General features: G+C 42.6%; 14 protein-coding genes. 6 read left to right on the forward strand and 8 right to left on the reverse strand.

Going from position 1 to position 13,899, the window contains the following annotated elements:
• Positions 1-197: transketolase-like TK C-terminal-containing protein (locus tag AACV20_RS00005; RefSeq protein ID WP_442712883.1), on the forward strand; the 197-nt coding region annotated here is incomplete at its 5' end.
• Between the two features lie 113 nt (positions 198-310).
• Here AACV20_RS00005 and AACV20_RS00010 read toward each other — a convergent pair.
• Positions 311-928: an OmpA family protein gene (locus tag AACV20_RS00010; RefSeq protein WP_013867846.1), complete on the reverse strand. Its 618-nt coding sequence runs from the start codon at positions 926-928 to the stop codon at positions 311-313.
• Positions 929-1,082: 154 nt separating this feature from the next.
• Between AACV20_RS00010 and AACV20_RS00015 the strand changes: the two genes are divergently transcribed.
• Together AACV20_RS00015 and AACV20_RS00020 are read left to right on the forward strand one after the other, a co-directional pair.
• Positions 1,083-1,709: a thiol:disulfide interchange protein DsbA/DsbL gene (locus tag AACV20_RS00015; protein ID WP_096037097.1), complete on the forward strand. Its 627-nt coding sequence runs from the start codon at positions 1,083-1,085 to the stop codon at positions 1,707-1,709.
• A gap of 19 nt (positions 1,710-1,728) precedes the next feature.
• Positions 1,729-2,202 (forward strand): FKBP-type peptidyl-prolyl cis-trans isomerase, encoded by a 474-nt coding sequence (locus AACV20_RS00020; RefSeq protein ID WP_017046439.1) that lies wholly within the window; start codon positions 1,729-1,731, stop codon positions 2,200-2,202.
• A 27-nt stretch (positions 2,203-2,229) separates the two neighbouring features.
• Here the strand turns inward: AACV20_RS00020 and AACV20_RS00025 are convergent, their stop codons facing one another.
• On the reverse strand, positions 2,230-2,835 hold the full coding sequence (locus AACV20_RS00025) for a beta-phosphoglucomutase family hydrolase (protein ID WP_096037098.1): 606 nt from the start codon (positions 2,833-2,835) through the stop codon (positions 2,230-2,232).
• A gap of 194 nt (positions 2,836-3,029) precedes the next feature.
• On the opposite strand from AACV20_RS00025, the gene AACV20_RS00030 reads away from it, so the two are divergent.
• Positions 3,030-4,802 carry a methyl-accepting chemotaxis protein gene (locus AACV20_RS00030; RefSeq protein ID WP_170907720.1) on the forward strand — a complete coding sequence of 591 codons (1,773 nt, stop codon included), beginning with the start codon at positions 3,030-3,032 and terminating at the stop codon, positions 4,800-4,802.
• Positions 4,803-4,898: 96 nt separating this feature from the next.
• On the opposite strand, the gene AACV20_RS00035 is transcribed toward AACV20_RS00030, so the two are convergent.
• Both AACV20_RS00035 and AACV20_RS00040 read right to left on the reverse strand, forming a co-directional pair.
• A complete protein-coding gene (locus AACV20_RS00035) occupies positions 4,899-5,468 on the reverse strand; it encodes a YceI family protein (protein ID WP_094147472.1) in 570 nt (189 codons plus the stop codon).
• Positions 5,465-6,004, reverse strand: coding sequence for a cytochrome b (locus AACV20_RS00040; RefSeq protein ID WP_017047204.1), 540 nt, complete (start codon positions 6,002-6,004; stop codon positions 5,465-5,467). The genes AACV20_RS00035 and AACV20_RS00040 overlap by 4 nt, the downstream gene beginning before the upstream one ends.
• 341 nt (positions 6,005-6,345) lie before the next feature.
• On the opposite strand from AACV20_RS00040, the gene AACV20_RS00045 reads away from it, so the two are divergent.
• Both AACV20_RS00045 and AACV20_RS00050 read left to right on the forward strand, forming a co-directional pair.
• Positions 6,346-6,981: a hypothetical protein gene (locus AACV20_RS00045; protein WP_170907753.1), complete on the forward strand. Its 636-nt coding sequence runs from the start codon at positions 6,346-6,348 to the stop codon at positions 6,979-6,981.
• A 281-nt stretch (positions 6,982-7,262) separates the two neighbouring features.
• Positions 7,263-8,054, forward strand: coding sequence for an EAL domain-containing protein (locus AACV20_RS00050; protein WP_170907721.1), 792 nt, complete (start codon positions 7,263-7,265; stop codon positions 8,052-8,054).
• Positions 8,055-8,171: 117 nt separating this feature from the next.
• Here AACV20_RS00050 and AACV20_RS00055 read toward each other — a convergent pair whose 3' ends face one another.
• The 4 genes from AACV20_RS00055 to AACV20_RS00070 are packed head-to-tail and all read right to left on the reverse strand — an operon-like array spanning position 8,172 to position 13,713.
• A complete protein-coding gene (locus tag AACV20_RS00055) occupies positions 8,172-9,764 on the reverse strand; it encodes an ABC transporter ATP-binding protein (protein ID WP_170907722.1) in 1,593 nt (530 codons plus the stop codon).
• Complete coding sequence (locus AACV20_RS00060; protein ID WP_094133588.1) at positions 9,761-10,804, reverse strand: ABC transporter permease; 1,044 nt, start codon at positions 10,802-10,804, stop codon at positions 9,761-9,763. Before AACV20_RS00060 ends, AACV20_RS00055 begins: the two co-directional genes overlap by 4 nt.
• Positions 10,801-11,886, reverse strand: a complete 1,086-nt coding sequence (locus tag AACV20_RS00065) for a microcin C ABC transporter permease YejB (RefSeq protein WP_013867858.1) — start codon at positions 11,884-11,886, stop codon at positions 10,801-10,803. Before AACV20_RS00065 ends, AACV20_RS00060 begins: the two co-directional genes overlap by 4 nt.
• 9 nt (positions 11,887-11,895) lie before the next feature.
• On the reverse strand, positions 11,896-13,713 hold the full coding sequence (locus AACV20_RS00070; RefSeq protein WP_170907723.1) for an extracellular solute-binding protein: 1,818 nt from the start codon (positions 13,711-13,713) through the stop codon (positions 11,896-11,898).
• Positions 13,714-13,899 lie beyond the last annotated feature (186 nt).

A 13,899-nucleotide genomic window follows, 5' to 3' on the forward strand; every position in this document is an offset into this window, starting at 1 on the left:
TACTACCAGCAGCCGTGACTAAGCGTATTGCAATTGAAGCAGGTATCGCGGATTTCTGGTACAAGTACGTGGGTTTTGGCGGCAAGATCATCGGTATGACTACCTTTGGTGAGTCAGCACCGGCGGATCAACTGTTCAAAATGTTCGGCTTTACAACTGAAAACGTGGTGAAACAAGCACAAGAACTGCTTGCTTAAGTCTTCTTATTTTTAATGCAAAAGCCCAGCGAGTCATTCGCTGGGCTTTTTTGATCTTGTCGCGTGTGAAAAGAGATACATCACTTAAAAGGCACGCCACCAAAAGGCATAACTTAATTATTGGAAACAATAAATAACACTTCCACACGACGGTTACATGCTTTACCTGCATTGGTTTTATTCGTACAAGCCGGAACGTATTCACCATATCCACGGGTAAAAATAGAGTCCATCGCCACATTACTTTTCACTAAAGTGTTCTTTACCGCTTTCGCTCGACGTTCAGATAAACCATCATTAAAAGTGGGCGCTCCACTACTGTCCGTATGGCCATCAATCACAATATCAATACCGGGTTCTGAGGCTAAATAACGTCCCATCATAGTAAGCCAGTCACCAGAGCCAGAGGAGACGGTGGACGAGCCCGTTTCAAATTTCACCGTATCTTTCAATTTAACCATAATGTGGTTACCCGGGAGAACCTCGTAATCAACGCCATTCTTCAATAAAAAACTTTGCAAAGAATCATAGCTACTCACGCGCTGCTGTCCCATCGGGCCTTGAACACCTGTTGAAGCAATCTTCGGCGCATAGCCCCATTCGGGATAGAGCACGTCAAAATCACCTTTTGGCGCTGCATCCAATAGATTGTCGCTAAACATCCGATCTGCGGTGGCTAATGTTCCACACCCCGTTAACAACATCAATAACGGTAAGGCTAAATACTTCATTCAAGCATCACTCCATTCTCTTACTACCTAAACTGTATCGGCCAAGACTGTAAAACTTTATATATATTTGGTAGCAATTTCGTGGTTGTTTCTGTTTTCCTTGTCACGGTAAGCCGTTAGAATTCAAGTATTCTTTTTTAACTCAATACTCGTTATGAAAAAAAACACACGCTATTGGTTGGCTCTCATCACAACACTACTGATTCTAGCAGGCTGCGGTGACAACACTACGCCACAAAAAGGGAAACAATATGATGAGCTTCCCGTAAGTCTTGCAACATACCGCCTGCCAGCCGTCACGGAAGTGTTTTCGCTGACTTGCGGACACTGTCGTTCAATGGAAAAGGTCATCCCAGAGCTAGAGAAAATAACAGGTGAAACATTTGGTAAACTGCATGTCACCTTTAACGAAGGCGCACAGATTGGAGCCATGATTTACTATTCAGCCGTGATGCAACTAGGAGCAATTCCCGATCATGCCATGATGGAACAGCTATTTTCGGTCGTGCAAATGGATGAAGAAGTAACGTTAAGTGAGCGTAAAGAAGCGATTGATTTGGCCTTCAGCCAACGAGGGCTAATCAGCCCGTATTCGTTAGATGATGAGCAGCAAAAACAGTTATTCCAAGAGATTCAGCTCGCTGATGATATTTCAGTAAAAGGCCAAATCAATGCCGTTCCAACCTTTATTGTGAAAGGCAAATATTTAGTCATCACCTCCGGTCATAAAGATGCAGCAGATATCGCGAATACCATCTCATATTTATTGACTCACCCCTAATCCACAAGGCTTTAAAAATATGTCTAAATTTGTATTTCCAATTATTATTTTTTTACTGGCTGGCTTTTTCATCTATCGTACGTGGAATAACCACAAAATTGCCGATGAAAATTTTGCTAAAGGCCAAGCGTTTTTGGCTGAAAATACTCAGCAAGATGGCGTGATAACAACCGAAAGTGGCCTACAATATCTCGTACTCCAACAAGGTACTGGCACCGTTCATCCGAAAGCCAACAGTCGTGTAAAAGTGCATTATCACGGTACTTTACTTGACGGTTCGGTGTTTGATAGCTCAGTTGAACGTAACGACCCGATTGTGTTTGGTTTGAAGCAGGTGATTCAAGGCTGGCAGGAAGGTCTACAACTGATGGTGGAAGGACAAAAAATGCGCCTGTTTATACCCAGTAATTTAGGTTATGGCAAAAGTGGCAGCGGCCCTATCCCACCTGCATCCGTACTGATTTTTGATGTGGAATTAATTGAAATCCAGTAAAGCGGTGTTGAGCCGCATTACGCGGCTCTATTCTTGAGAAGGGACTGGATAAAACACCAGTTTTCCTTCCTCTACCATCACACAATCCATTCCTCCAGCGTGAGCGGCTTGTTTACCTAAATGAGTATCTTCAAATACCACACAATGCTTAGGTTCGAGATCTAATAAAAAGGCTGCACGCAAAAATGTATCTGGATTCGGCTTATGGTTTTCAACATCAGACGCCGTTACTACAGCATCAAAGCGATTTAATAGCCCAGACTTTTTAAGCAATGCGAGTGTACTTTGCCTTTGGCTTCCAGTCCCAACCGCAAGCTTCTTTTTACCATAAAACTGCTCAACAACTTCATGAGTACAAGAAATTACCTCGCCACTATTTTCGATAGAAGAAAATGCCGCCATTTTAAATTGAGCGACCAGCTCTGGCACCAATTTGAGATCGTGCAGCTTATTGATTTGTGAAACGATTTTAGCGCTAGGCATGCCACCTAAACTGTGCAACCACTGTTCTGAGAATGGGAAACGAAAATGTTGCGCTGTTTTTGACCAAGCCTCTAAATGCGCTGGCATGGTGTCAAGCAACGTACCATCCATATCAAAAATAAGTCCTTGGTAATTTTCTAATTCAATCATGTTTACAGAGCGCCTCTAACAAATTCTATGGGAATCAACAAAATAAAAGTTCCACTATTGTGTCACGATAATGCATGTAATTTATATTTTTGCGTTCATTGATATACGCTTCATTTAATCCTAACATTCTAATTAAACATACTAATAATTACATTTTCATCAATTATTGTCATTTTACTTAGGTGTATAATCTCATGAGTATCAAACAAAAATTATATTCACTGGGTGCTATTGCGGTTATCGGGGTTCTGGTAATGTTAGCCACTACCACACATTTTTCCCAAACCACCGAAACGCTCAATCAAGCCATTAACTTAGTCGATAAACTTGAAATTAGACTGCTCAATTTGCGGCGCAATGAGAAAGATTTTCTTCTGCGAAGCGACGTGAAATACCTTGAAACCTTTAAAAAAAACAGCACTCTTTTTTTAGATCTGGAACAGCAACTTTCCCTCATCCTGTTAGATCGAGATCTCCCCTCTAGTAGCCAACTCCGACAAGATCTTTTGGCTTATAAACAAGGTTTTGAAAAATTGGTGCAGGCTTATAGCCTATACGGATTAAATGAAAAATCCGGCCTTTTAGCCACTTATTTACAAGCATTGGAAACCATAAAACCTAATGCTGATGATGCATTACTTTTAGAGCTAATGGCGTTTGATCAAAGCGTGCAGGTTGGAGAGCTGCAAAACAGCACAGTGGCCAACCGTTTTCCGGCATTAGCACAGGCCGCCCAACAGCTTGTCGATCAGAAAAAAGTGATTGGTTTGAAATATAATCAAGGGCTACTTGGTGAAGTACGTAACCTTTCTCATGATGTTGAACAACAGTTTGTCACCTTTTCTGAAGTGTTAAATAAAGAGATTACAAGTATTGAGCAAGAACTTAACTATGTGAAGCAAGGGCTCAGTGCGTTAGTGATCGTGCTAATCCTTGGATTTATTCTCCAAATAGCGCGCTCCATTAACGTGCAAGTGAGTAAGTTGTTATCAGTGATGCAAATGATTTCAAACAGCAACAACATCAGTTTGCGTGTTGAACTGACTGGCCGCAACGAGCTGGTATCGATCGCAACTTATTTTAATACCTTACTCGATAAGTTCGAAACTCTTATCGCTGGCTCTCAAACAAAGTCTCACCAGCTATCGAACAGTACATCAAGTATGCATAACGAATTAGAAGATGTGATTGAACAGTTTCACGTTCAGGCTGACCACACCACGACAATGGCAACGGCCGTTCAAGAAATGGTGTCCACCATCAGCGAAATTTCAGAAAGTACCAGTGTAGCGGTAGAAGGTGTACACAAAGCCGCGCACAATGCTCAGCAAGGGCGTTTGGTGGTGGAATCAACGGTAAAAAATGTCGATGAACTCTCACGAACATTGGAAAAAAGTCAAATCTCCATCGCCTCATTGAACAAGCATGTCGAACAAATTGGCGGTGCTGTTAACATCATTCAAGGTATCGCAGAGCAGACCAATTTACTGGCATTAAATGCCGCGATTGAAGCCGCTCGCGCCGGAGAACAAGGCAGAGGCTTTGCTGTGGTCGCCGATGAAGTCCGCGCACTTGCCAGCCGCACGCATCAGTCAACGGAAGAGATCACCAATGTCGTTTCTGCAATTCAAAGCCAAATGAGCACCGTTGTCACTGATATTGCACAATGCAACACTCAAGGCCATGCGACGCTAACGGCTTCAGGAGAACTGGATAATAGTTTACGTCAGATTCTCTCTGACATGGAAATGATACAAAGTAACTCTGAGCGAATCGCCTCTGCAATTGAAGAACAAGGCATTGTGATGAACCAAGTCAGTGAATCGATCACCGAACTTAACTCTATCTCTGATAATAATATGCACTCAGCCAAACAGTGTTTGATTGAAGTCGATATCGTTTCCAAACAAGCAAACGACATGGACAACGCGGTCGCCGAATTCCAGACTCAGAAATCCGTCAGTTAGCCAATGTATAGAGATAAAATATAGCGAGAGTTAGTGAAAAGGGTCTAGAGTTAGACCCTTTTATTCATGTTTGCTTAAAGCATAACAAGATGTGGATTACTTTTGTATTCCTTCAACATAGAGTTCCATATCGACATAGCTTGAAGTGCCCATTACTGCAATATTGAAATCCGCGAGTTCGATACGTGTTGTCCCCGAAAAACCAGCGCGTTGGCCACCCCATGGGTCTTTACCTGCACCAATAAATTCTGCATCAATAGTAATGGGTTTGGTTTGCCCATGCAGAGTAAGATCACCGAGCACTTCTAGTTTACCATTCCCTTTATCAACCACTTGAGTACTGGTAAACGTGGCTTGTGAATATTTTGATGCATCAATGAAATCAGCACTACGAATATGTTTATCACGTTCAGCATGGTTACTATCCAGGCTGCGAGTATCCACATTAACTTTCACTTTTGAGCTTGCAAGGTCGTTAGGATCGTAGGAAAACTCACCATCAAACTTGTTAAAGCGACCCTTGGTAAAGCTATAACCAAGATGGCTGACTTTAAAGTTAATTGAAGCATGCGCACCTTTGGTATCTATAACATAGTCAGCAGCGTTTGCACCTAGCGGCATGAGTGTTGCGAAAGCCAATCCAGTAGCAAGTAACGTTTTCTTCATTTAGAAGCTCCTATCATTTTTCGTAGCGTATCGTCTTTATCAATAAAATGGTGCTTGAGTGCGGCAACAGCGTGCACGCCTGCTAAAATAATCAGCGTCCAAGCTGCGTAAAAGTGAACCGTACCAGAGAGATCGGCTTGTCCTTCAAACAACAAGCCCATACTTGGTACAGTAAACCAATTGAAAACATCAATCCCTCGTCCATCTTCTGTTGAGATCAAATAGCCTGATACAAACAGCGTCATCAATAATAAATACATTAATCCGTGCGCCGCTTTAGCCGCAATGCGCTCATAGTGGCCGCCACCAATGGCAGGAGAGACACTCACCAACTTCCATAGTATGCGGAACAGGGTGACCGCGAGCAGCAACAAACCGACAGATTTATGCCAATGTGGCGCGGTGTTATACCATTGACTGTAATAGGTTAACTCAACCATCCAGATCCCAGCACCAAACATACCGATGATAACGAGTGCGGATAACCAATGGATAAGACGCGTGACTAAGTTGTAATTTTTAACTTCAGTTGTCATAAATTTTCTAAACCAGCAAGTGAAACAGCAACAAAGTGAATTGAATCTATATTCTAGCCTAAATTATTAACACAGTATTTACCATACTTTACATTGTGGACATACTTTAGTACTGATTGAGTTATTCGAAAAAACTGAAGGAACTTATTGTGGATATAGATAACCACGACTTAGGCTCAAACAACTTGAAACAACGGTAGCTTCAAATCATAAGGGTTTAACACCTGTAGAATACTCGTATTAGAAGAATAGTGTGAAAGATCAAGAACTCGCCATTTGCTGCTCGTGCTTGTTGATAACTGTGGTAATCTTGCTTGGCTTTATTAAAGGAGAACAACGAGTTGCTACTGGACATACTCACGCAAAGCGTCAACGAATTTCAAGCTGACTGCCTAAAACTTTGTGAAAAGCACTACCCCACCATACACAACCAAGGAATGAGTGAACATCACTTAGGGCAGGCTTTTGCTCGCAGGTTGGCTCGTACACTCAGTGAATTTGGGCACCCATGCCACTATTCTGTTATTGAATCAATCCCTCAGCGAGACATGCCGCACCATTACCGAGTGAGCAGTGATGCTGGAACGGTATGGATCCTGACTCACCATATGGTCAGTGCTGGTAAAACCTGTCGAGAAAAGTTGATGCAAGACATTGCGCAGTGGAAATATGAGTACGCTTACGCGATTCAACCGAATGATTTACTGTTATTACTGACCGATCACTGGATCAGTCGTAGCCAAAAAAGTCGCGAGTTACTTCATTGGTGGACAGGGCAATTACCCGATGAAATAGATCAATACCTAGCACAAGGTATCACGCTGTATGAAAGTGACTCATTGCTAACTCAATCTTTAGAGAACCGTTTTCAAATTAGCCCTTGTTATATTAAATTTAGCCATCCTTTAAAACGCTCTAAAAACCAGCAACTAGTCCGAAAATACGTTCAATTATATGCCGTATTACAATGGGCGTAACGTAAACAAACCGCCCTCATTTTCTTCCAAGTTCTAGATTTTACCTTATTACCCTCTTCATTGGGCTGTCTTCTGATTTAGCACACACTCAATCAATTGAGCCTGCCGCATCACATTCACTAAATAATTCAATATTTGTGACGCTATTTTGACAACCCACAAATTTTCATCTTAGCCAAAGGTACAATTGACAAAGGTCAAGGTGAGTCAATAATATGGCATGGCATATTGGCGCTCGGATGCTTCAAGCAAAAATTAATGATTAGGATGTCGAAAATTGTATGCTTTTAACTAACAAAACTCAGTTTTCAAAATGCATGTCTCTGGATTCCGATGGCCAGTTTATTGCTCATTACCAACATCTTGTGCTGCGAAGCGTTTTCCAGCCGATATTCTCGCGGGATAACCGTATTGTGGGCGTTGAAGCCCTAGTGAGAATAACCGCCAATGGCAGCACGACCATTCGCCCCGATTGTTTTTTCCATTCCGACACTATTAATCCCATCGACAAACTTAACGTAGAAAGACTCAGCCGAGTTATCCACATCCGAAACTATGCCCTTTCCGAATATCGTCAATGCCAATTATTTCTAAATTTACTGCCTGTCGCGGGTGAATTGTTTGCCATCAGCGACATCAACAAAGCATTGCTATGCGATCGCCTCAAAGAACTGCATATAGAACATAATCAACTGGTCATGGAATTGATTGAAATCGATTCAGAAAATGAAAGCAAGCTGCAATGCGCAACGCAAAGTCTGGCTGCAAATGGTTTTAAAATTGCCATTGATGATTTTGGTACTCAAGCCTCAACACCACAACGGGTTAATTTGGTGACGCCTGATATCATCAAATTTGATCGAAGCTTATTACTCAAATATATGCAAGGTGATTGTGACCCACTTATGGATGGTATTATCCTTGCGAAACAGAATGGTTCCAATACCGTTGTAGAAGGCATCGAAACCCAAGAGCAACTCGAAGCAATGCAAAAACTCGATATTGATATGTTTCAAGGCTATTTTCTAGCCATGCCGGAAGCGATAGTACCAGCCATTAAGATGGCCATTTAATCGCGATATTCTTTACATTCGCGATAGCACCCCAACTTTACCGCTACTTTCAAGGTTCACTCACTGTTTTCCTAGCGACAACATCACGTTATTTAACTGTCTGACATAGCGTGATGTTTAATAAGAAAAGGAAATAAGCTCTTGGGTATAAGGGTGCTGAGGATTGAGAAACAGCTGTTGCGTTTCCCCTTGCTCAACGACTTCACCCTGTTTCATCACCATAGTGTAATGGCATAATGATTTCACCACATGTAAATCATGGCTAATGAACAAGTACGTTAATCCATATTTTTGTTGCAGCGATTTAAGTAAATCCAACACTTGCGCTTGAATCGTACGATCTAAAGAAGAAGTTGGTTCATCAAGTAAAATGAACTCAGGTTTAAGCACCAATGCCCGAGCAATCGCGATACGTTGTCGTTGCCCACCTGAAAACTCATTGGGATAACGGTAGCGAGTGGCTGGGTCGAGCTCAACTTCTCGCATCACATCACAAATCATTCGTTCAACAGTTTGTCGATCATAACGGCTATGAACCTCTAACCCTTCACCAATAATCTGCGCCACCGACATTCTCGGATTCAGTGCTGAAAATGGATCTTGAAAAACGACTTGCATCTTGCTGCGATAAGGTAACATAGCTTTCCTATCTAACCCTTGCAGCTCATTATTGTCGTAACAAATCGAGCCTTCCGAATGGACTAATTTTAGTATCGCCATACCAGTGGTCGATTTACCCGAACCGCTCTCGCCAACAATTCCTAATGAATGTCCTCTTTTAAGCTTAAACTGCATGTCGGTGACAGCTTTAATATGCGAGACCGTGCGCTTGAATAAGCCGCCAGTGATGGGAAACCAGACTTTGAGATGCTGAAGCTGCACTAGAATTGGGTTGTCAGGGTTTACGTCAACGGGCAAACCTCGAGGATCGGATTCAATCAATTTTTTGGTATAAGAGTGAGAGGGGGATGAGAACAGCGTTTTGGCATCATTCACCTCGATCACTTGCCCATTTTGCATCACTGCAACGCGATCAGCGATACGCTTAACAATACTGAGATCATGAGTAATGAACAACATGGCCATACCCAGTTCTTGTTGCAGGTTTTTAAGTAGATCTAATATTTGCGCCTGCACAGAAACATCCAGTGCCGTGGTTGGCTCATCAGCAATCAGTAATTCAGGCTCATTGATCAAAGCCATCGCAATCATGACTCGCTGGCGTTCTCCCCCAGAAAGTTCATGTGGATAAGCATTAATCTTAATTTCTGGCGATCGAATACCCACTTTTTCTAACCATGCAATGGCCAACTGACGTGCTTTGCTGCTTTTTAGTCCTCGATGAATCTCCACAACTTCGATTAACTGTTTACCAACTTTGTGCAGAGGGTTGAGTGAGACCATTGGCTCTTGGAAAATCATACCAATCCGCCCACCTCGTACACCTCTTAATTGCCTCTCGCTACAGTTCAACGTATTGATACCATCAAAAAAGATCTCCCCTTGCAAATAGTGGGCAGCACTTTTCGGTAACAACTTCAAAATGGCATTCGCCGTCACTGATTTACCAGAACCACTTTCCCCCACCAGCGCTAAAGTTTCCCCTGCGGAGAGAGAAAGTGACACCGCTTTAATCACAGGTTCAATATTGTTTTTTTGACCAAACCCGACCGAAAGATTTTGGATAGAGAGTACGGTTTTACTCATCATATTCTCCCTGTCGAATGCGGGTCAAAGGCATCGCGTACAGCTTCGCCGATAAAGACCAATAATGTCAGCATTAACGAGAGCACCACAAATGCTGAAATACCTAACCATGGAGCTTGTAAATTGGCTTTCCCTTGCGCCAATAATTCGCCCAAAGAGGGCGATCCGACTGGCAAGCCAAAACCGAGAAAATCTAAGGATGTTAAAGTCGTAACTGAGCCTGAAAGAATAAAGGGCATCATGGTTAAAGAAGCCACCATCGCGTTAGGTAGCATGTGGCGAAGCATAATGCGGCGATCACTCACACCCATCGCTTGCGCAGCCCGCACATAATCAAAATTACGACAGCGTAAAAACTCCGCTCTCACCACGCCCACTAAACTCATCCAACTAAAAAGCACCATAATACCAAGCAACCACCAAAAATTCGGTTCGACGAAACTCGATAAAATGATCAGCAGAAAAAGCGTTGGCATCCCTGACCAAACTTCAATAAAACGTTGCCCAAGTAAATCAAGCCAACCGCCATAATAACCTTGAGTGGCACCAACGATAACGCCTATCACTGACGAGACGAGTGTTAATACAAAGCCAAACAAAACCGAAATACGAAACCCGTAAATAATACGAGCCAGCACATCGCGCCCTTTATCATCAGTACCAAGCCAGTTCACTGAATCTGGCGCTGACGGCACTGCATTATTGATATTAAAGTTGATGGTGTCGTAACTAAATGGGATCAATGGCCAAACAATAAAGCCTTTTTGTTCAATCAGATCGATGACGTAAGGATCGGTATAATCCGCTTCGGTTTCAAACTCACCACCAAAACGAGTTTCTGCATATTGTTGAAAGGTGGGGAAAAACCACTGCTGATCGTACTCAACCAAAAGGGGTTTATCATTTGCAATCAGCTCAGCAAATAGGCTCACCACAAATAAAAGCGTAAACAACCATAGTGAATAAAAACCGCGCCGATTGGACTTAAAACCGTGCCAGCGCAATACGTTTAATGGGTTGGACAGCCTTTTTTTTACCATCATGAACGAGCCTCAAAGTCGATTCGAGGATCAACCCAAATATAGGTCAAATCGGAAATGATGCTGAGGACTAATCCAAGTAACGTCATGATGTATAAAGAACTAAACACTACAGGATAATCCCGTTGAATGGTCGATTCAAAACCAAGTAGCCCTATACCTTCCAGTGAAAACATCACTTCAATCAGCATCGAACCGGTGAAAAATATGCTGATAAAAGCACTCGGAAAACCGGCAATAATAATCAGCATCGCATTACGAAAAACGTGCTGATAAAGAATACGTCCTTCATCCAGTCCTTTTGCTCGAGCCGTCACCACATACTGTTTGTTGATCTCATCAAGAAATGAGTTTTTCGTTAGCATACTCAAAGTGGCAAACCCACCGATCACCATTGCAAAGATGGGCAAAGCCAAATGCCAAAAATAGTCGCCAATTTGTTGATACCAAGTCAGATCAGCAAAATTATTTGATACTAAACCACGCAGTGGGAACCAGCTGAAATAATTTCCACTGGCAAAAATAATGATCAAAATAATCGCAAACAAGAAGCCCGGAATAGCGTAACCGATGATAACCACTGCGCTTGACCATACATCAAACCTTGAGCCATGGTGAATGGCTTTTAAAATTCCGAGAGGAATGGAGATAAGGTAGATGATCAGCGTACTCCACAGCCCTAAAGAGATCGAAACGGGTAAACGCTCAGTGATCAAATCAATAACATTGCCTCCTTTGAATAAGCTGTCACCAAAATTAAAGGTTGCGTAATTTTTTAGCATTTCAAAATAACGGACATGAAGAGGCTTATCGAAACCAAACTGTTTTTTTATCGCTTCGACTACCTCGGGGTCTAAACCTCGGGAACCTTTATATCCTCCAGTGTTAGCCGACAGCGACATATCCACCTCTTGGCCGCCTCCAGTAAATCGCTCCATAATTCCGTCACCATGTCCTTCCATTTGTGCAATCGCTTGCTCAACTGGGCCTCCAGGGGCAATTTGGATGATAAAAAAATTAATGGTAATAATCGCCCACAGCGTGGGCACAACGAGCAGCAATCTGCGGAAAATATAAGCAGTCATTGCATCCTCTTAACGGCGTTTTTCTGGTAGCAATTGCGCTTTCTGCTCCGAAACCCACCAAGTATCAAGACCAATATCATATTTTGGCATCACGCTAGGGCGCTCGAATTTGTCCCAAGTTGCGATACGATATTGGCTCAGATACCACTGTGGGATCAGATAAAAATTCCATTGTAGAACGCGATCTAATGCTCGGCCTAAAGGCAATAATTTTTCTGGATGCTCTTGATTGGCGGCAATTTGTTCAGTGAGGAAGTCGACAACTGGGTCTGCCACTCCGGCGCGATTGTACGTTGAATCGATGTAGTTTGAATTCCAGATAATCAACAAGTTAGGACTTGGGTAAGGATTCGCCGCATAGGCCGACGAAAGCATGTCAAAATCTCTATCGCGCAAACGCTTAAGATATTGTGTGGTATCCACTGAGCGAATCTTCATCTCGATACCAAGCTGTTTTAGATTTTTTTGCAAAGGAATAGCAATGCGTTCCGTGGTCGGACTGTAGATCAATAACTCAAACTCAAACGCTTTACCCGTTTCTTTATGGGTCATCACTTTATCTTTCAGCTCCCACCCCGCCTCTTTGAGCAATTGAAAAGCGACTCGTAGTTGTTGACGAATACGACCAGACCCATCCGTCACTGGTGGTTGGTATTTTTGGGTAAAAACACGTTCTGGGATCTTATCTTTTAGTGGTGTAAGAATAGTGAGTTCATCAGTAGAGGGAAGACCTTTCGCTTCATACTCTGTGTTTTGAAAATAGCTACGCGTTCGCGAATATTGATCGTAGAACATATTTTTGTTCATCCATTCAAAATCCATCACATAGGTCAAAGCCTCGCGCACTTTCGGATCACTAAACACTTCTCGTTGAATATTAAATACAAAACCTTGGGTTGAAGCTGGACTATTATGCGCGATCGCTTCTTTCTTGATGAATCCTTTATCGAAGTTCAATCCAGTGTATGAGCTGGCCCAAAACTTCGCCGAACTCTCTTGGCGAATATCAAATTCCCCAGCTTTAAATGCCTCAAGCATTACGGTATCGTCGCGGTAATAGTCGTATTGGATCTGCTTGAAATTATGCCGCCCAATGTTGACTGGTAAGTTGGCAGCCCAATAATCTTTCTGCAACTCATAAGTGACACTCTGCCCAGTTTGATAACGTACGACTTTGTAAGGACCGCTGCCGACTGGCGGTTCATTTAATGGTTCTGCTAAGTTTTTATCCTGCCAATAGTGCTTAGGCAACACTTGAGTTGATTGAGCCAAACTAAAAAGCTTTTCTCTATTAGGTTCTGACATCTCAATACGAACCGTTAAAGGATGGATCGCCGTTACCGATTTAACCGCTTTGTAAAACAGTCGATATTGAGGCACTCCTTCTGTCATGAACTTGTTGAACGTAAACTCAACATCTTGCGCGGTGATCGGTTTACCGTCTTGAAAACGTGCGTTCGGGTTGATATCTAGTTCTAGCCACGAATAGTCATCAGAATAACGGACTTTAGAAGCAATCAATGGATAATAGGTATCAATTTCGTCACTGGGCGCAAACATCAGTGGATCATAAAGCTCACCACTGCCTGCCGCCGGAGCGCCTCGGGAAGCAAAGCGGTTAAAATTGTCGTAAGTACCTACCTCGCCATAAGTTACTTTTCCGTACTTAGGTGCGCTTGGATTAACATAATCGAAATGAGAAAAATTGGCGGGATATTTGGCTTGCCCAACGCCGGATAATGTTGTGGTTTCTACAACATCCGCAGTCGCCAAAGCACTCATCAGCAGCACAGTCACACCTAACAGCGTAGGCTTAATTTTTCTCATACTAGAATCCTTCCATTGATAACTTCGCGACATTCCATCGGTGTAAACTATTAATAATTCAGTCACTTGGGTAAGTATAGAGAAAAATAAGATTTACGAAACCCCAAGCTGCAATTATAACGAAACAACTTGGCATTGCTGGTAAGTGGTGCGTCGCAATAAGAATTGGTAACTTTGTGGTTTTAG

The sequence above is a fragment of the Vibrio sp. B4-6 genome (assembly GCF_963888245.1).
GTDB classification, from domain to species: Bacteria; Pseudomonadota; Gammaproteobacteria; order Enterobacterales; family Vibrionaceae; genus Vibrio; species Vibrio anguillarum.